This window comes from Nocardioides szechwanensis, from assembly GCF_900103935.1.
GTDB classification, from domain to species: Bacteria; Actinomycetota; Actinomycetes; order Propionibacteriales; family Nocardioidaceae; genus Nocardioides; species Nocardioides szechwanensis.
The window spans coordinates 96234-113039 of sequence record NZ_FNIC01000003.1 but is presented as its reverse complement, the minus strand read 5'-3'; the positions used below and the strand labels follow the sequence as shown (position 1 = coordinate 113039).

The 16806-nt window shown below is 72.2% G+C and carries 17 protein-coding genes; 9 read left to right on the top strand and 8 right to left on the bottom strand.

The window, feature by feature from the left end; genetic code table 11:
* Nucleotides 1–48: 48 nt before the first annotated feature.
* Together BLR90_RS09100 and BLR90_RS09095 are read right to left on the bottom strand one after the other, a co-directional pair.
* Nucleotides 49–1236 (bottom strand): MFS transporter, encoded by a 1188-nt coding sequence (locus BLR90_RS09100; protein ID WP_091024771.1) that lies wholly within the window; start codon nucleotides 1234–1236, stop codon nucleotides 49–51.
* Entirely contained in the window at nucleotides 1233–2582 is a 1350-nt protein-coding gene (locus BLR90_RS09095; protein WP_091024769.1) for an NAD(P)-binding domain-containing protein, read from the bottom strand. Before BLR90_RS09095 ends, BLR90_RS09100 begins: the two co-directional genes overlap by 4 nt.
* A 68-nt stretch (nucleotides 2583–2650) precedes the next feature.
* Between BLR90_RS09095 and BLR90_RS09090 the strand changes: the two genes are divergently transcribed.
* Genes BLR90_RS09090 through BLR90_RS09075 form a run of 4 tightly spaced genes read left to right on the top strand, consistent with a single transcriptional unit; the run spans nucleotide 2651 to nucleotide 5396 of the window.
* Nucleotides 2651–3490: a helix-turn-helix domain-containing GNAT family N-acetyltransferase gene (locus tag BLR90_RS09090; protein ID WP_245715226.1), complete on the top strand. Its 840-nt coding sequence runs from the start codon at nucleotides 2651–2653 to the stop codon at nucleotides 3488–3490.
* Nucleotides 3491–3544: 54 nt separating this feature from the next.
* Entirely contained in the window at nucleotides 3545–3889 is a 345-nt protein-coding gene (locus BLR90_RS09085) for an ArsR/SmtB family transcription factor (RefSeq protein WP_091024765.1), read from the top strand.
* Nucleotides 3886–4962: an ACR3 family arsenite efflux transporter gene (gene arsB / locus BLR90_RS09080; protein WP_091024763.1), complete on the top strand. Its 1077-nt coding sequence runs from the start codon at nucleotides 3886–3888 to the stop codon at nucleotides 4960–4962. The genes BLR90_RS09085 and arsB overlap by 4 nt, the downstream gene beginning before the upstream one ends.
* Entirely contained in the window at nucleotides 4959–5396 is a 438-nt protein-coding gene (locus BLR90_RS09075) for an arsenate reductase/protein-tyrosine-phosphatase family protein (RefSeq protein ID WP_091024761.1), read from the top strand. Before arsB ends, BLR90_RS09075 begins: the two co-directional genes overlap by 4 nt.
* Before the next feature lie 72 nt (nucleotides 5397–5468).
* On the opposite strand, the gene BLR90_RS09070 is transcribed toward BLR90_RS09075, so the two are convergent.
* The 3 genes from BLR90_RS09070 to BLR90_RS09060 form a co-directional block, all read right to left on the bottom strand.
* The gene (locus BLR90_RS09070) at nucleotides 5469–6473 is read right to left on the bottom strand and encodes an inorganic phosphate transporter (protein WP_091024759.1); all 1005 of its coding nucleotides are present in this window, start codon (nucleotides 6471–6473) and stop codon (nucleotides 5469–5471) included.
* A 6-nt stretch (nucleotides 6474–6479) separates the two neighbouring features.
* Nucleotides 6480–7097, bottom strand: coding sequence for a DUF47 domain-containing protein (locus BLR90_RS09065; RefSeq protein WP_091024757.1), 618 nt, complete (start codon nucleotides 7095–7097; stop codon nucleotides 6480–6482).
* 102 nt (nucleotides 7098–7199) lie between these two features.
* On the bottom strand, nucleotides 7200–9260 hold the full coding sequence (locus tag BLR90_RS09060) for an RNA degradosome polyphosphate kinase (protein ID WP_170254260.1): 2061 nt from the start codon (nucleotides 9258–9260) through the stop codon (nucleotides 7200–7202).
* Nucleotides 9261–9439: 179 nt separating this feature from the next.
* Here BLR90_RS09060 and BLR90_RS09055 point away from each other — a divergent pair, with 179 nt between their 5' ends.
* Nucleotides 9440–10486: an alpha/beta hydrolase gene (locus BLR90_RS09055; RefSeq protein WP_245715225.1), complete on the top strand. Its 1047-nt coding sequence runs from the start codon at nucleotides 9440–9442 to the stop codon at nucleotides 10484–10486.
* A 98-nt stretch (nucleotides 10487–10584) separates the two neighbouring features.
* On the opposite strand, the gene BLR90_RS20975 is transcribed toward BLR90_RS09055, so the two are convergent.
* Entirely contained in the window at nucleotides 10585–13164 is a 2580-nt protein-coding gene (locus BLR90_RS20975) for a coiled-coil domain-containing protein (RefSeq protein ID WP_091024753.1), read from the bottom strand.
* Between the two features lie 36 nt (nucleotides 13165–13200).
* Nucleotides 13201–13563 carry a DsrE family protein gene (locus tag BLR90_RS09045; RefSeq protein ID WP_091024751.1) on the bottom strand — a complete coding sequence of 121 codons (363 nt, stop codon included), beginning with the start codon at nucleotides 13561–13563 and terminating at the stop codon, nucleotides 13201–13203.
* Nucleotides 13564–13585: 22 nt separating this feature from the next.
* On the opposite strand from BLR90_RS09045, the gene BLR90_RS09040 reads away from it, so the two are divergent.
* The 4 genes from BLR90_RS09040 to BLR90_RS09025 are packed head-to-tail and all read left to right on the top strand — an operon-like array spanning nucleotide 13586 to nucleotide 15650.
* Nucleotides 13586–14080, top strand: coding sequence for a heme-binding beta-barrel domain-containing protein (locus tag BLR90_RS09040; protein WP_091024749.1), 495 nt, complete (start codon nucleotides 13586–13588; stop codon nucleotides 14078–14080).
* The gene (locus tag BLR90_RS09035; protein ID WP_245715224.1) at nucleotides 14077–14499 is read left to right on the top strand and encodes a Fur family transcriptional regulator; all 423 of its coding nucleotides are present in this window, start codon (nucleotides 14077–14079) and stop codon (nucleotides 14497–14499) included. The genes BLR90_RS09040 and BLR90_RS09035 overlap by 4 nt, the downstream gene beginning before the upstream one ends.
* Nucleotides 14496–15437: a CAF17-like 4Fe-4S cluster assembly/insertion protein YgfZ gene (gene ygfZ / locus BLR90_RS09030; protein WP_091024745.1), complete on the top strand. Its 942-nt coding sequence runs from the start codon at nucleotides 14496–14498 to the stop codon at nucleotides 15435–15437. Before BLR90_RS09035 ends, ygfZ begins: the two co-directional genes overlap by 4 nt.
* On the top strand, nucleotides 15438–15650 hold the full coding sequence (locus tag BLR90_RS09025; protein ID WP_091024743.1) for a hypothetical protein: 213 nt from the start codon (nucleotides 15438–15440) through the stop codon (nucleotides 15648–15650).
* Here BLR90_RS09025 and BLR90_RS09020 read toward each other — a convergent pair.
* A complete protein-coding gene (locus BLR90_RS09020) occupies nucleotides 15647–16756 on the bottom strand; it encodes a hypothetical protein (RefSeq protein WP_143016167.1) in 1110 nt (369 codons plus the stop codon). The two genes, BLR90_RS09025 and BLR90_RS09020, sit on opposite strands and share 4 nt — an antisense overlap.
* Between the last annotated feature and the right edge of the window lie 50 nt (nucleotides 16757–16806).

Below are 16806 nucleotides of genomic sequence, written 5' to 3'. Positions count from 1 at the left end.
TCACGTGAGAGCCACCGGAGCGCGCGAAAGTGGCTCTCCTGTTGGGGACTATCGGGGCAGGCGCGGCACCAGGCCGGCCGCGGCGACCGCGACCAGGGCGAGGACGAGGAACGCGGACTGGTAGCTACCGAGGCCGGCGGCGAGGAGTGCTCCGCCCCAGGGGGAGAGGGCGGAGGCGGTGATGACGGCGCCGGAGAGTACGCCGTTGCGAGCGCCGTACGACGCCGTTCCCCAGCGGTCCGAGACGGCCGTGGCCTGGAGCAGCGTGTAGACGCCGCGCGCGGACCCGGCGGCGAACGAGATCGCCGCGACCAGCACCAGCGGCTGGTGCACCAGCGCCAGGCCGACGGTGAGCAGCCCGGCGAACAGCAGCGTGGCGCGGGTGCGGGCGACGACCTCGAGGCGACGCGCCATCGGGGCGTAGAGGAGACGGCCGGCGACCTGGCCGGCGCCGCCGATGCCCAGTGCCAACGCGGCCTCCGAGGTGGTGAGGCCACCCTCGACGAGCAGCGGGACGAGGTTGACCACCACGGCGTAGACGCTCACTCCGGCCAGGCTCATCGCCAGGCAGAGCAGTACGAAGCCTTCGAGCCGCACCTTCTCCGGCGCGGATGCCGGCGAGGCCGCCGCGTCCGGCGAGGGATCCACCACGACGACTGACGCCGTCCAGGGCCCGCGCAGCCCCCACCAGTGCAGCGGGACGGTGAGTGACAGCACGGCCGCGAGCACCAGGTAGGCCGAGCGCCAGTCGCCGACCGTCAGCAGCCACGCCGTCAGCGGCGCGAAGACCGTCGACGCGAAGCCGGCGACGAGCGTGATCGCGGTGAGTGCCCGTACGCGGTGCTCGCCGCCCCAGTGCGTGACGGCCGCGAACGCGGGCGGGTAGAGCGTCGCCGACATCGCCGCGCCGGCGACCACCCACGCGGCTGCGTACGTCGCCAGCGTCGGCGCCCACGAGATCGCGACGACCGCGACGACCGCGAGCGCCGAGCCCGCGGTCATCACCCGGCGCGGACCGATGGCGTCGATGTGGCGTCCGACCCAGACACCGGTCGCGGCGCCGACGAGCTGCGCGACGGTGAAGACCGCGACCAGAGCCGTGAGCGGCCAGCCCTCGGTGTCCGAGATGTCCACAGCCGCCACCGTGAACGCGTAGAAGAGGACACCCCACGACACGATCTCGGTCGCGCAGAGGACCGCCACCACCCGCCGCAGCGCACCGGCGTCGAGAGTCACGCCTGCGCGCGAGAACCGATGGTGATCAGCTCCTCGGAGGGCGCCCCGCAGCAGCCGCCGTCGGCCTCGGCGGGGGCTCCGTCGAAGAGCCCCGAGCCTCCGCAGACGCCCGTCTCGGGCAAGGTGAGCTCGACCCGGGCCGCGGCCTCGTGGTCGCCGGCGATCGCCGCGACGATGCTGCGGGTCTGCTCGAAGCCGGTGAGCGCGAGGAAGGACGGCGCGCGCCCGTAGGACTTCATGCCGGCGAGGTAGAGGCCCGGCTCGGGCTGGGCGAGCTCGGCGGCGCCGTGGGGGTAGACCGTGCCGCACGAGTGGACGTTGGGGTCGATCAGCGGCGCCAGCTGCCTGGGAGCCGACAGCACCGGGTCGAGGTCGAGCCGCACCTCGGAGAGCCAGTCGAGGTCGGGACGGAAGCCGGTCACGACCACCACCTCGTCGACGCCCGCCACGACCGAGCCGTCGACCCCGACGACCCGCAGCATGCCGGGGTGGTCGGGGTCGTCGGTGAGCTCGGCCGTGCGGAAGCCGGTCACCGAGGTCACCGGTCCAGCGGCGACCGCGGCCTGCGCCGCCTTCCCGAGAGCGCCCCGGGCCTCGAGCTGGTCGTTGTCACCGCCCCCGAACGCGTCGGTCGTCTCGCCACGGCGTACGAGCCAGGAGACGCGGGTGCCCGGCACCCGCTCGGCGAGCTGGGTGAGGCCGACGAGGACGTTCTGCGCCGAGGCGCCGGTGCCGGCGACCGCGACGTGGCGGCCACCGAAGCGGGCGGCGGTCTCGGGCGACGTGAAGTCGGGGATCCCGTAGGTGACCTGCTCGGCATGCTCCGCCTCGCCGTACGCCGGCAGCCCGTCGGCGCCCAGGGGGCTGGGGCCGCCCCAGGTGCCGGAGGCGTCGATCACGGTGGACGCAAGCAGCCGCTGGGTCCCCGACGAGGTGGCGACGCGCAGCTCGAACGGCGTCGCCGCGCGCCCGGCGTCGACCATCCGGTCGCGGCCCTGGCGGGTGACAGCGGTGACGCGGTGCCCGAAGCGCACCTCGACCTCGGCCGTGGCGGCCAGGGCGTCGGCCAGGGGGGCAAGGTAGTCGCGCGCCCAGTCCTCGCCGGTGGGGTACGACGTCGGGGCTGGTGTGCTCCAGCCGCGGTCGGACAGCAGGGTCGCTGCGACCGGGTCGACGAGCTCACCCCAGGCGGAGAACAGGCGGACGTGGCCCCACTGGCGCACGGCCGCGCCGGCGGTGGCGCCGGACTCGAGTACGACGGTCGGGAGCCCGCGCGACTGGGCGTGGGCAGCGGCGGCGAGCCCGATCGGGCCGGCACCGACGATGATGAGGGGGTGGTGGGTCATGGCGGAGACTCTATCGATCGATATCGATGAATGCAACCATCGATCAAGATCGATGTATGGTCGACGGTATGACGCAGACCCTGGTCAGCCCCGCCCTGCCCGCTGACGCGGCCACGACGTACGCCGAGTGGTTCGCGACGCTGTCCGACCCGACGCGGGTGCGGCTGCTGCACGCGGTGTCGACGTCGCGCGCAGGCGCGCTGCGGGTCGGTGACCTCGCCACCGCGCTCGGGATCAGCCAGTCGACCACCTCCCACCACGTCCGCCGGTTGGCCGAGGTGGGGTTCGTGACCGTCGACAAGGTCGGCACGTCCTCGGTGGTGACGGTCAACCCCGCCTGCTGCACGGGCCTGCCGCACGCCGCCGACGTCGTCATGGGCACCCTCGCGGAGGTGCCCTGCTGCCCCGAGGACTTGCCCGAGGACGTCACGACCCGGGCGATGGGCGACGTCGACCTCGAGGTGGTCCGCGACATCTACGTCGAGGGGATCGCCACCCGCAACGCCACGTTCGAGACCGACGCGCCGTCCGCCGACGAGCTCGACGGCAAGTGGCTCCCCGGCCACCGCTGGGTGGCCGAGCTCGACGGCGCGGTCGTCGGCTGGGCCACGGCCGCGCCGGTCTCCGCGCGCGCCTGCTACGCCGGCGTGGGGGAGACCTCGGTCTACGTGGCGCAGGCGGCGCGCGGTCGCGGCGTGGGCAAGACGCTGGTCCACCGGCAGGTCACCGAGGCCGACCGGGGCGGGCTCTGGACGCTCCAGACCTCGATCTTCCCGGAGAACCGCGCCTCCATCGCGCTGCACCACTCCGCCGGCTTCCAGACGCTGGCCGTCCGCTCGCGGATCGCCCAGCTCGACGGCGTGTGGCGCGACACGGTGCTGCTCGAGCGTCGCCGCGCGGAGGACTAGGCGAAGACTGCCCCCGGGGTGGCGGAAGGCATCGACGTCTGTCAATATTGATATATGTCGATATCTGACCCGCTGGACTGCTGCACCCCCCTGGCCCGCGAGCCGATGTCGGCCGAGAGCGCCGACCAGGTCGTGCCGATGCTCAAGGCGCTGGCCGACCCGGTCCGCCTGCGGCTGATGTCGATGGTGCTCTCGCGCGTCGGCGCCGAGGCCTGCGCGTGCGAGCTGCTGCCGGCCTTCGACCTGTCCCAGCCGACCATCAGCCACCACCTCAAGGTGCTCCACGAGGCCGGGCTCCTCGACCGCGACAAGCGCGGCGTCTGGGTCTACTTCAGCGCCCGCCCCGAGGCGATCGCCGCGCTCGGCACGCTCTTCGACGCAAGCCTGGCCCCGGCGTGAGCACCGCCGTGCGCGACGAGACCGACGTACTCCATCGGCTCTCGACGCTCGACCGCTTCCTGCCGGTCTGGATCGGCGTCGCCATGGCCGTCGGGCTCGTGCTCGGTCGCACCGTGGACGGTCTCGACGACGCGCTGTCCGCGGTCGAGATCGGGTCGGTGAGCCTGCCGATCGCGATCGGCCTCCTGGTGATGATGTATCCCGTTCTGGCCAAGGTGAGGTACGACGAGCTCGGCCACGTCACGGCCGACAAGCGGCTGCTCGTAGCCTCGATCGGGCTCAACTGGGTGCTCGGGCCGGCGCTGATGTTCGCGCTGGCGTGGCTGCTGCTGCCGGACCTGCCGGAGTACCGCACCGGCTTGATCATCGTCGGGCTGGCCCGCTGCATCGCGATGGTGCTGATCTGGAACGACCTCGCCTGCGGCGACCGCGAGGCCGCCGCGATCCTGGTCGCGATCAACTCGGTCTTCCAGATCGTCGCGTTCGCCGCGCTCGGGTGGTTCTACCTCGAGCTGCTGCCGGGCTGGCTGGGCCTCGACACGTCGTCGCTGGACGTGTCCGTGTGGGAGATCGCCCGGTCGGTGCTGATCTTCCTGGGCATCCCGCTGCTCGCCGGCTACCTCACCCGCCGGCTGGGGGAGAAGGCGAAGGGCCGCGAGTGGTACGAGTCGGAGCTCATCGCGCGGATCGGCCCCGCAGCCCTCTACGGGCTGCTGTTCACGATCGTGATCCTCTTCGCGCTCCAGGGCGACACCATCACCAACCGGCCCGGTGACGTCGCTCGGATCGCGCTGCCGCTGCTCGCCTACTTCGCTCTCATGTGGGGGCTGTCGATGCTGCTCGGGCACCGGCTGCGGATGTCCTACGAGCGCACGACCACGCTGGCCTTCACCGCCGCCGGCAACAACTTCGAGCTGGCGATCGCCGTCGCGATCGGCGTCTTCGGCGTCACCAGCGGGCAGGCTCTGGCCGGCGTTGTCGGCCCGCTCATCGAGGTCCCCGTCCTGGTGGGCCTCGTCTACGTCGCGCTCTGGGCGCGGCGCCGCTTCGACTGGAACAGGAGCACGTCATGACCGCCGCCCCGCACGTCCCGGAAGTGCTGTTCGTCTGCGTGCACAACGCAGGCCGCTCGCAGATGGCTGCGGCCCTGCTGGAGCACCACGCCGCCGGCCGGGTCGCCGTACGCTCCGCCGGCTCGGCGCCCGTCGACACCGTCAACCCGGCGGTGGTCGAGGTGATGAACGAGCTCGGCATCGACGTCTCCCGCAACGTCCCCACCAAGCTGCTCACCGAGGACGTCGCCGCCTCCGACGTGGTGATCACGATGGGCTGCGGCGACGCCTGCCCGATCTTCCCGGGCAAGCGCTACGAGGACTGGGCGCTCGAGGACCCCGCCGGCCAGGGCGCCGACGCCGTACGCCCCATCCGGGACGACATCGACCGTCGGGTCCGTGACCTCCTCGCCGACCTCGTGGGCGACGCCACTGACGATGTATCGCCGGGATAGTCCCTAACCCCAGGGCTCATGAGAGCCCTCTTAAGAGCTCTCCCGTTGGGGACTATCCCGACGACGCGAGCTTTAGGGGATGACCTCGATGAGCAGGTGGCTGACCCAGTAGCAGGCGGCGGCGACGAGGCCGGCCATGGGGAAGGTGAGGATCCAGGCCGCGACGATGGACTTGGCAACGCCCCAGCGGACCGCGGAGAAGCGCTTGGTGGCGCCGACCCCCATGACCGCGGACGTGATCGTGTGGGTGGTGGAGATCGGGGCGGACCAGACGAACGCAGTGGTGTAGAGCACGCTGGCCGCGACCGACTCGGCCGCGAAGCCGCGCGCCGGGTCGAGGTGGATGATCCGGCGGCCGAGGGTGCGCATGATCCGCCACCCGCCGGAGTAGGTGCCGAGCGAGATCGCGCCCGCCGCGGCGACGATCACCCAGAGCGGCAACCCGTCGCCCGCGTCGACGTAGTCACCGGCCAGCAGCGCGAGGAAGATGACTCCCATCGTCTTCTGCGCGTCCTGGAGGCCGTGGCCCAACGACATCGCTGCAGCCGACAGGGTCTGCAGGAACCGGAAGTTCCGATTCATCTTGTGCGGGTTCCGCTTCCGGAAGATCCACATGATCGCGAGCATCACACCGAAGCCGGCCGCGAACGCGAACAGCGGCGAGATGATCATCGGGATGACGACCTTCTCCAGCACGGTGTCCCACTTGACCGTGGTCCCGGACGCGATCGCCGCGCCCACCAGGCCACCGATCAGGGCGTGGGAGGACGAGGACGGCAGGCCGTAGTACCAGGTGATGAGGTTCCACGTGATCGCGCCGAGGAGCCCGGACATGATGATCACGAGCCCGTGCGTGCCGATCTCGGGAGAGATCACGCTACCGACGGTGTTGGCGACCTCCTGGCCGAGGAAGGCGCCTACGAAGTTCATGAGCGCGGCCATGATCAGCGCGATCCGCGGGGTGAGGGCCCGGGTCGAGATCGAGGTGGCGATGGCGTTGGCGGCGTCGTGGAAACCGTTGGTGTAGTCGAACGTCAGGGCAACGACGACTACGGCGATGACGAGCGCGAGTTCCACGGTGGGTCAGGACTCCTTGACGGCGATCTGCTCCACGATGTTGGCCACCTTCTCGAAGGCGTCGATCGCGTCCTCGAGTGACTCCACGATGTCCTTCAGCTTGAGCACCTCGATGGTCTTGAGCTCACCGGAGAACAGGTGGGCCAGGATCCGACGGTGGTTCTTGTCGCCGGCGTTCTCGAGCCGGTTGATCTCGATCCAGTACTCGTCGAGCGACTGCATCGAGCGCAGGTTGGGCATCGCGGCCGACGTCAGCTCGGCGCAGCGCTGCAGCACCTCGACCTGGTTGGAGAGCCCGGCCGGGAGCTCCTTCACCTCGTAGATCAGGATCATGTCGACGACCTCGTCCATCATGTCCATGACGTCGTCGAGGCCGGACGCGAGCGAGTAGATGTCCTCGCGGTCGAACGGTGTGACGAAGGTGCTGTTGACCCGCTTGACGATGGCGTGCGTCGTCTCGTCGGCGGCGTGCTCGGCATCGCGCATCCGCTGGCCGACATCGACGGGGTCGGCGCCCTCGCTGAGCATCTCCGCGAGCAGGTCAGCACCCTTGACGAGGTGGTTGGCCGACTCCGTGAAGAGGTCGTAGAAGGACGTGTCGACCGGGCGGAATCGCAAACCCACGGAGAACTCCTGGTGTGGCGGTGACGAACGGCATCATGCTAGGGGGTGCCGGTCGCGACCGCGCAACTCCGGGTCCCGTCGTCGTACGACGCTCCGGGTCGCTCAGCTGCCCGGTCGCCGCCTGCGCTGGCTCTCGATCAGCGCCTCCTGGAGATGCACGGCACCGTCGTTGCGGGTCCAGGTGGCGTCGGCGTGGAGGTCCCAGGCGCTGGTCGTGGGTGCGAACGCGAGGTCGAGCAGCCGCCCGATCGACCGGACGCTCTCCTCGCCCGGCACCCGGACGAGCACCTCGACGCGCCGGTCGAGGTTGCGGTGCATCATGTCGGCAGACCCGATCCAGGCGACGGGAGTCCCGGCGTTCTCGAACCAGAACACCCGGCTGTGCTCGAGGAAGCGTCCCAGGATCGAGCGCACCTCGATGTTGTCCGACAGGCCGGGCACGCCGGGGCGCAGGGCGCAGATGCCGCGCACGAGGAGCTGGACCTTCACGCCTTCCTGCGAGGCGAGGTAGAGCGCGTCGATGAGCTTCTCGTCGACCAGCGAGTTGGCCTTGATCCGGATCCCGGATGGCTCCCCGGCACGGTGGTGCTGGATCTCGGCGTGGATCTGGTCGACCAGCCCGCGCCGCAACGAGTCGGGCGCCACCAGCAGCTCCTCGTAGCTCGCGTTGCGCGACCAGCCGCTGAGGTTGTTGAAGAGGTGGGCGACGTCCTCGCCGATCCGCTCGTTGGTGGTGATGATGCCGAGGTCCTCGTAGGTCCGCGAGGTCTTGGGGTTGTAGTTGCCGGTGCCGATGTGGGTGTAGCGCCGGATCCCCTCGGGCTCGTCGCGCACGACCATGGAGAGCTTGCAGTGGGTCTTGAGACCGACCAGGCCGTAGACCACGTGGCAGCCGGCCTCCTCCAGCTTGCGGGCCCAGCGGATGTTGGCCTGCTCGTCGAAGCGGGCCTTGATCTCGACGATCACCAGCACCTGCTTGCCGGCCTCAGCGGCGTCGACGAGGGCGTCGATGATCGGGGAGTCGCCGGACGTGCGGTAGAGCGTCTGCTTGATCGCGAGCACGTGCGGGTCGGCGGCGGCCTGCTCGAGGAAGCGCTGCACGCTGGTGGCGAACGAGTCGTAGGGGTGGTGCAGGAGGACGTCGTTGCGCCGGGTCGCCTTGAAGACGTCGACCGGCGCGGCCGACTCGACCTCCGCGAGCAGGGCGTGCGTCGTGGGGACGAACGCGGGGTACTTCAGCTCCTCGTGCGACAGGTCGGCGATGCCGTGCAGCCCGCGCAGGTCGAGCGGGCCGGGCAGCTTGAACACCTCGTCCTGGGAGACGCCGAGCTCCGAGATCAGCAGCTCGAGCACCGCGGGGGCGATCGACTCCTCGACCTCGAGCCGCACCGGCGGACCGAACCGGCGCCGCAGCAGCTCCTTCTCGAGCGCGGCCAGCAGGTTCTCGGCGTCGTCCTCCTCGACCTCGAGGTCCTCGTTGCGGGTCACCCGGAAGGTGTGGACCTCCAGCACCTCCATGCCGGGGAACAGCCGCTTCAGGTGGGCGCCGATGACGTCCTCGAGGGGCACGAACCGGGCGTTGCCGAGCGGCACGAAGCGCTCGAAGATCGGCGGCACCTTGACCCGGGCGAAGTGCTCCGTGCCGCTCTTCGGGTTGCGGATCACGACGGCCAGGTTGAGCGACAGCCCGGAGATGTAGGGGAACGGGTGCGCGGGGTCGACGGCCAACGGGGTCAGCACGGGGAAGATCCGGTCCTGGAAGAGGCGCTTGCACTCCTTCTGCTCGTTGCGGTCGAGGTCGTCCCAGCGGACGAGCTCGATCTCGTGCTCCTTCAGGGCCGGGACGATCTCCTCGCGGAACAGCCGCGCGTGGCGCTCGCTCAGCTCGCGGGTGTGGGTCCAGATCGACTCGAGCACCTCGCGGGGCAGCATCCCCGACGCGGCGCGTACGGCGAGCCCGGCGGCGATCCGTCGCTTGAGCCCGGCCACCCGCACCATGAAGAACTCGTCGAGGTTGCTGGTGAAGATCGCCAGGTAGCGGGCCCGCTCGAGCAGCGGCAGCGTGTCGTCCTCAGCGAGCTCGAGCACGCGCTGGTTGAAGCGCAGCCACGAGAGCTCACGGTCGAGGAACCGGTCGGTGTGGCCGGTGATCGACGAGAGCATCGACTCGTCGGGCTCGTAGGTCACGTCGACGTCGTACGGCTCGGCGGGATGCCCGTCGTGGTCGTCACCGTTGAGGGTGACCCCGTCGACGTCGACGGCGTTGGGAACGATCTCGAGAGCCATGCCCGCAGTGTGGCACTGCCCGGTGAACGCGCGGTGTCCTGACGTAGGTTGCTCGCGTGGGTGCGAGTGAGGCGCTGAGCGCCGCCAACGGGGTTGCCGAGGCTGTGCTGCTGCGCGCCGCGATGGGTCTGCCGGAGAGCGTGCAGGCGCGCCTGGCCGGTCGTCCGGTCGTGCTCGACGGGCAGCGGCTGGCGCCCGAGACGCAGCTGATGCTGCGGCTGCAGCGACTCGCGCGGCTTCCCGGTGCCGAGACGCTGCCGATCGCTGAGGGCCGAGCCGCGGTCGCGCACCATGCCGGCCTGGCTGCCGGGCAGCAGCCGATCGGCGCCGTCCGCGACTTCCCCGTCGGCGACCTGCCCGCGCGCCTCTACACGCCCACCGACGTCAGCGGCCCGACGCCGCTGCTGGTGTTCTTCCACGGCGGTGGCTTCATGTACGGCGACCTCGAGTCGCACGACGCCCCGTGCCGGGTGCTCGCCGAGCAGGCCCGGGTGCGGGTGCTGGCCATCGACTACCGGATGGGGCCCGAGGACCCGTTCCCCGCGGCGTACGACGACGCGCTGGCGGCGTACGAGTGGGCGGTCGTCAACGCGGAGTCGCTCGGGTGCGACCCGCAGCGGCTGGCCGTGGGTGGCGACTCGGCCGGCGGCAACCTCGCGGCCGGAGTGGCGCTGGAGGCGGCGCGGCGGGGGTGGCCGCTGGCCTTCCAGCTGCTGGTCTACCCCGCCACCGACTGCGACCGGCAGACCCGCAGCTTCGACATGTTCGGGGAGGGCTTCTACCTGACCCGGGCGTTCATGGACCTCGCCAACGAGTGCTACATCCCGGCCGGGCACGACCTGCACGACCCGCGGCTGTCGCCGCTCTTCGCCGACATCCCCGACGGCGTGGCGCCGGCGTTCGTGGCCACCGCCGGCTTCGACCCGCTGCGTGACGAGGGCGAGGCCTACGCCCACAAGCTCACCGACGCGGGGGCCGACGTCGAGCTCCGGCGCTACCCCGACCAGATCCACGGCTTCTTCAACATCGTGGGCGTCGGTCGTCGCTCTCCCGCCGCGGTCCACGAGATCGCCGCCAAGCTCGGCGACGCCCTGCGCGGCTGAGCTCATCTCCGGGATTGCCGGGATAGTCCCCAACACCAGGGCGAACTTTGAACGATCCACATCGCTCTGGTGTTAGGGACTATCCCGACGGGACGGATCTAGAGGTCGGGGCGGTAGCGGCGTACGGCGGAGACGAACTCCTGCGGGTCGACCATGCGGGAGGTGACCGCGCACGGTGGCAGGCTGCGGCGGACGAACTCGACGCGCCAGTCCCGGTCGCCGGGCTGGCCGTGCATGCGGACGTCGACGCCCTCGTTGCTCAGGTCGAAGCGGTAGAGCCGGCCGTCGGTCTCGATGTCGACGACGCCGCTGTCGATGCTCACGTGGCTGGGGGAGGTACGCGACTGCCAGGCCAAGAACGCCAGCACCAGCGTCAGCCCGGACATGCCCAGCCCCAGGGTTGAGACCAGGTCGCCGTTGACGGCGGTGTACAGCGCGACCCCCGCCGTCACGAGCGCGGCCAGGCCGAGCGCGACGGCCAGGAGGGCCCGGGCGCTCCTGCCCCGGCGCGGTGCGGGCGCGGCGTCGCCGTCGCCGTCGGCCGGCTCCGACATGAGCTTGGTCTGCTTGGCCGGCGCCCTGCTGGCGAGCTGCTGCGTGACATCGGTGAGCTTCTGCTCCGCCTCCAATCGCTCGCGGATGGTCTCCTCGACCAGCTCGGTCTGACGTCGTACGGCGGCCTCGACCGCGCTGCGCTCCATCGCGCGGTTCTCGGCGGCAAGCTCCGCCTCGGCCCGGAGGGTTGCCTGCGAGCGCGCCTGCTCGAGTGCCTCGGTGAGCTCGGCCCGCAGGACCACGGCCTCCTCGGTCGCGCGGGCGAGCTGCTGCTCGGCCTCGAGCCGCTCGGCGGCGGCCTGCAGCGCGAGCTCGGCGTGGGCGCGGGCGTCCTCCTCGGCGACCGCCCGCGCGGCCAGGGCTTCGGCGGCGCGCTGCTCGGCCTCCGCGCGCGCCTCGTGGGCCTCGCTGGCCAGGCGGGCCGACTCGATCGCCGCGGCCTCCGCCGCCTCACGCGCCTCGTGGGCGGCCCGGGCGGCTTCGGCCTGTTCGGCGGCGGCGCTCTCGGCGAGGCTGCGGGCCTCGGCGGCCTCGGTGGCGGCGATGCCCAGGACGCGTCCGGACTCCTCGGCGGCCAGGCGCTCGACGGCGGTGGCCTCGGCGGCCTGCTCCGCAGCCGTGCGTGCTGAGTGGGCCTCGGCGGCGAGGCGGGCGTGCTCGGCGGCGGTCTCGTCGGCGGCTCGGCGGCCGGCGGCGTGCTCGGCGGCGGCGGTGTCGGCCGCGGTGCGTGCTTCGTGGGCCTCGGCGGCCAGCCGGGCGTGCTCGGCGGCTGCCTCGTGAGCGACCCGGGCGGCCTCGGCCTGCTCGGCGGCGGCGCTCTCGGCGAGGGTGCGGGCCTCGGCGGCCTCGGTGGCGGCGACGCCGTGGACGCGTCCGGACTCCTCGGCGGCCAGGCGCTCGACGGCGGTGGCCTCGGCGGCCTGCTCCGCCTGCTCTCGCGCTGAGTGGGCCTCGGCGGCGAGGCGGGCGTGCTCGGCGGCGACCTCGTCGGCAGTACGACGCGCCTCGGCCTGCTCGGCGGCGGCCTGCTCGGCCACGGTGCGGGCCTCGTTGGCGAGGTGGGCGATCTGCGCCGACTCGGCGGCGGCTTCGTTGGCCTGATGGGCGATCTGCGCCGACTCGGCCGCGGCGCTCTCGGCCGACGCACGCCCTTCGGCGGCCTCGGCCGCGGCCAGGGCCTGGAGCCGGCCGCCCTCCTCGGCGCCCAGCCGGGCCTCGCTGGCCGCGAAGGCGGCCTCGGCCCGCTGGGTCGCGGCTTCCTCCGCCGCCAGCCTGGCGGTCATGGCCTCGTCGGCCAGCCGCGCGGACTCCGCGGCAGCCCGGTCGGCCGCCTCGCGCGCGGCCGCCTGCTCGGCGGCAGCCGTCTCGGCGCTCTCCCGGGCGGCCGCCTGCTCGGTGGCGGCCTGCTCCGCGAGGGTCCTGGCCTCGGCGGCTTCGGCGGCGGCGGCCGACTGCTCGCGGGCGATGGCCTCGGCGGCCTCGCGGTCACGCACGGCGACGGCCGCGGCCTCCTCGGCAGCGGCACGGGCGGCGGCGGCCTCCTCGGCGGCCTGCGCCGCGAGCGCGGCGGCCCGCTCCGCCTCGGTCCGTGCCGTCGCGGCCTCCGAGGCCTGCTGGGCCAGCTCGGCAGCGCTGGTCTCGGCGGCCTCACGTCCCTGGGCGGCAGCCGCGGCGGACTCCTCGGCGACCAGCCGGGCAGTCGCGGCCTCCTCCGCGGCAGCGGCGGCGACCCGAGCGGCCTCCTCGGCCTCGCCCCGTCGTACGGCGGACTCGGTGGCGGCCTCCTCGGCCTGGGCCCGCGCGGAGGCGTGCTCGGTGACGACCCGCTCGGCGGCGGCCCGCGCCTCGTGCGCCTCAGCGGCCAGGCGGGCGTGCTCGGCGGCGCCGCGGTCGGCCTGCTCGCGGGCGTTGAGGGCGTCGCGGGCGGTCTCCTCGGCGACCAGCCGCTCGGCGGCCTGCTCGGCCGCGGCCAGCTCGGCGGAGCGGTGCAGCGAGGCAGCCTGAGCCGCTGCGAACGTCATCTCCGCGGCCCGGGCAGCTGCCTGCTCGACGGTCTCGGTCGTCTCGGGGCGGTCCTTGCGGCGCCAACGTCGAGAGACCTCGTCCGGCGGGTGGTTGCTCATCACCGCGAGCCTAGTGGGACAAGGGCCTCCGCGGGATCAGTAGACGATCGCCTGGACGTCGGGAAACAAGATCTCCTCGGCGAAGACCGCCGCCCCGGCGATCCGCACACCTCCAACGAGGTCGTCCTGGGTGAGCCCACGCCGTACGGCGCACTGGGAGCAGACGGTCACCGTCCCGGTGGTCAGCACCACCGCGAGCAGGTCGGCGACCGGCGTGGCGTGCTCGAGGGAGAGGCCGTCCTCGCGCCGCGGCCCGGCCAGCCAGACCGCCTCGCCGGTGAGCCACAGCGACACCGAGGCACCCGAGGCGGCGGCCGCGGCGGCGACCGTGAAGCCCTGGTTGCTGCGCTCGGCGTCGTCTGTCCCGCACGTGACCTTGACGACCAGCGACCGCGACATGAGCACAGACTAGGCTGACGGCGTGGCTTTCGAGATCCCGGACAACCTCCACCCGCAGTGCGGACCCGTGGCGTGGCTGCTGGGCACCTGGGCCGGAAACGGCCACGGCGACTACCCGACGATCGACCCCTTCCAGTTCGGGCAGGAGCTGATCTTCACCCACGACGGCCGCCCGTTCCTGCACTACATGGCGCGCGCCTGGATCGTCGACGAGGCGGGCGAGAAGGTCCGCGACGGGGCGCTCGAGACCGGCTTCCTGCGCTGCCTGCCCGACGGCCAGGTCGAGCTGCTGCTCACCCACAACACGGGTTTCGTGGAGATCTACTACGGCATGGCCGAGGCCGGGAAGCTCGAGGTCAGCACCGACGCCGTCGTACGCAGCCACACGGCGAAGGAGTACGTCGGCGGGCACCGGCTCTACGGCAACGTCGAGGGCGACCTGCTCTACGCCTACGACATGGCCGCGATGGGCGAGGCCCTCCAGCCGCACCTGTGGGCCAGGCTCAAGCGGCGGTGACCGTGGCCGACGACTGGCGGACCCGGCTGCGGGAGAGCGGCCACCGGCTCACCCCGCAGCGCGAGCTCATCCTCGCGGCGGTCGAGGAGCTCGGTCACGCCACTCCGGACCAGGTGCTCGCGCACGTCCGGCAGCAGTCCGAGGCCGTCAACATCTCCACGATCTACCGCACCCTCGAGGTGCTCGAGGGGCTCGGGCTGGTGCGCCACGCGCACCTCAGCGACCGGGCCCCGACGTACCACTCGGTGACCGACCACGAGCACTTCCACCTGGTCTGCCGGAATTGTGGGCGCGTCGAGTCCGTTGGACCAGATGTGCTGACCTCCCTGCGCGACACCCTGCGCGACGACCACGCGTTCGTCGTGGACGTCGGCCACCTCACCGTCTTCGGCACCTGTGCGGGAGGCTGTTCGTCATGACCGGCCCCCTGCTCTCCCCGCTCCTCTCACTGCCCGGCGCGGTAGCCGGCAACGGCATCGACGCCCCGGTCGCGGCCCACTACGGCTCCTTCAACGTCGAGCAGCGCCAGCTCGAGGCCGGCGAGGGCTTCGTCGACCTGTCCCACCGCGACGTGATCCGGATCAGCGGCCCCGACCGGCTGACCTGGCTGCACAACCTCACCACTCAACACTTCACAGACCTCGCCCCCGGTGTCTGGACCCAAGCGCTCGTGCTCAGCCCTCAGGGCCACGTGGAGCACGAGCTCCGCGGTGTCGACGACGGCGAGGCGTTCACGGCGTTCACGGAGCCCGGTGCGAGCGGCCCGTTGGTCGCGTTCCTCGAGCGGATGATCTTCATGATGCGGGTCGAGGTCACCGACGTGACTGCGGAGCTCGCCGTCGCCTGGCGGCCCACCGCCGGCTACCAGCTCGTCCCGCGCGAGCAGCTCGAGGTCTTCGCCGAGGCCGCCGGCCCCGCCTGCGGTCTCTGGGCCTTCGAGGCGCTGCGGATCGCGCGCGGCGAGCCGCGCTTCGGCCTCGACACCGACCACCGCACGATCCCCAACGAGGTCGGCTGGATCGGGCCCGCCGTACACCTCGACAAGGGCTGCTACCGCGGGCAGGAGACGGTCGCGCGCGTCCACACGCTGGGCCGCCCGCCGCGACGGCTGGTGCTGCTCCACCTCGACGGCACCGAGAACCGGCTGCCCACCCGCGAGAGCGACGTCCTGGCCGGCGACAAGGTGGTCGGGTACGTCGGCACCTCCGCACGCCACCACGAGCTCGGCCCGATCGCCCTCGCCCTGGTCAAGCGCAACGTCGCGCTCGACGCCACCCTGACCACGGACTCGATGCCCGCCGCCCAGGAGGTCGTCGTCGACCCCGAGGTGGGCCTGCACGTCCGTCCGCGCCGGTAGATGCCCGGACCTGGTCGCGCCATCGCGATCCTGCTGGCGCTCGTGATCTCGCTGCTCGCCCTGCTGCTTCTCGCGGGCCACGGCCCGTGGTCCGGTCGGACGCTCATCGACTTCGGTGGGCGGCACGGCCTCAACACCGGCGACCTCCCGGTGCTGCTGCTGTGGGCGGTCGGGATGGGCGGCTGCTCCTACTTGCTGTTCCGGAGGCACTAGGCCGCGCTGGACAACTCGGCGACGAGTCGCTGGCACACGACGCCCGCGGGTTCGGCGAGAACGCCGCCGAGCCAGGTGAGCGCGGCCGCATCGGATGGCACCAGCAACCCGTCGAGTGCCTCGACCGTCCCGGGCTCGAGCAGCGCGGCGGCCACGATCGGCGCCGCCGGTACGTCGGTGTCCTCCAGGTCGAGGTCGCCGGCTACGGCCGCAAGCACCAGCGAGAGGTCGGAGTGTCGGCCGTTTCGTACGTGACTGGGCGCGTCGGCGAGGAGGTCGAAGCGGTGCAGCCTCGCCACCAACAAGGAAAGCGTCGGGCCATAGTCGTCGCAGCCCTGGGCTAGCGCGTCGACCCAGTCGGTCGGTGACGCCGCGACTGCCTCTGCCACATCGGGGGGCACGGCCAGCGGCGCGCTCTCGAAGAGGCTCTTACCCCCCGACGCGACCACCCGGCCGATCACGTGGGCGCCGGGCGCGCAGAAGACGGCGCCACCGAGGTTGAGGGTGGTGAGCAGGCGGTCCGCGTCGACGTCGCGCCAGGTGAGGTGGCTGGCTGACTCCTCGACCAGCTCATAGGCGCCCATCGGGGCACCTGCCCACGTCGCGATGCCCTGCGCTCGCGACAGGAGCATGCGGCTGGCGCGACGACGTACGAAGGTGGCCAGCCCGCCGTACTCGTGCAGCGCCAGCTGGCGGTAGACCCAGTCGTGGTCGATCACCTTGGCCCGGGCGTCGATCTCGTCGACCCCCCACAGCGTGCTCGGTCCCCCTCGGGTCTCGACGGCCAGGTCCATGGCCCGGTGCACGTCTCCGGGGGTGCTCTGCGCTGCCTGGGCAACGACCCAGCGCGCCCACACCCAGGCCGGCGCTGCGTCGCCGAGCAGGACCAGCTGGCGGAGCCGACGGGTGCGCTCCGGCCGCCAGAAGACCTTGCCCCGGGAGTCGAGGGGCATGCCCTCGACCACCCGCAGCGCTCCCGCCGCGTCGGCTTGGGTCTCGAGCTCATCGGCCTTGAACATCGGGCCGAGCTCGGGTGGCAACGACGGCTGCGGTCGCGGACCGTGCGAACGAGGGTGGCGGGGCTTGCGGCGTCGTGACTTCGGCATGCAGCCAGTCCAACTCAGCCCCGCGTCGCCCACCAGACCGAAATGGCGAT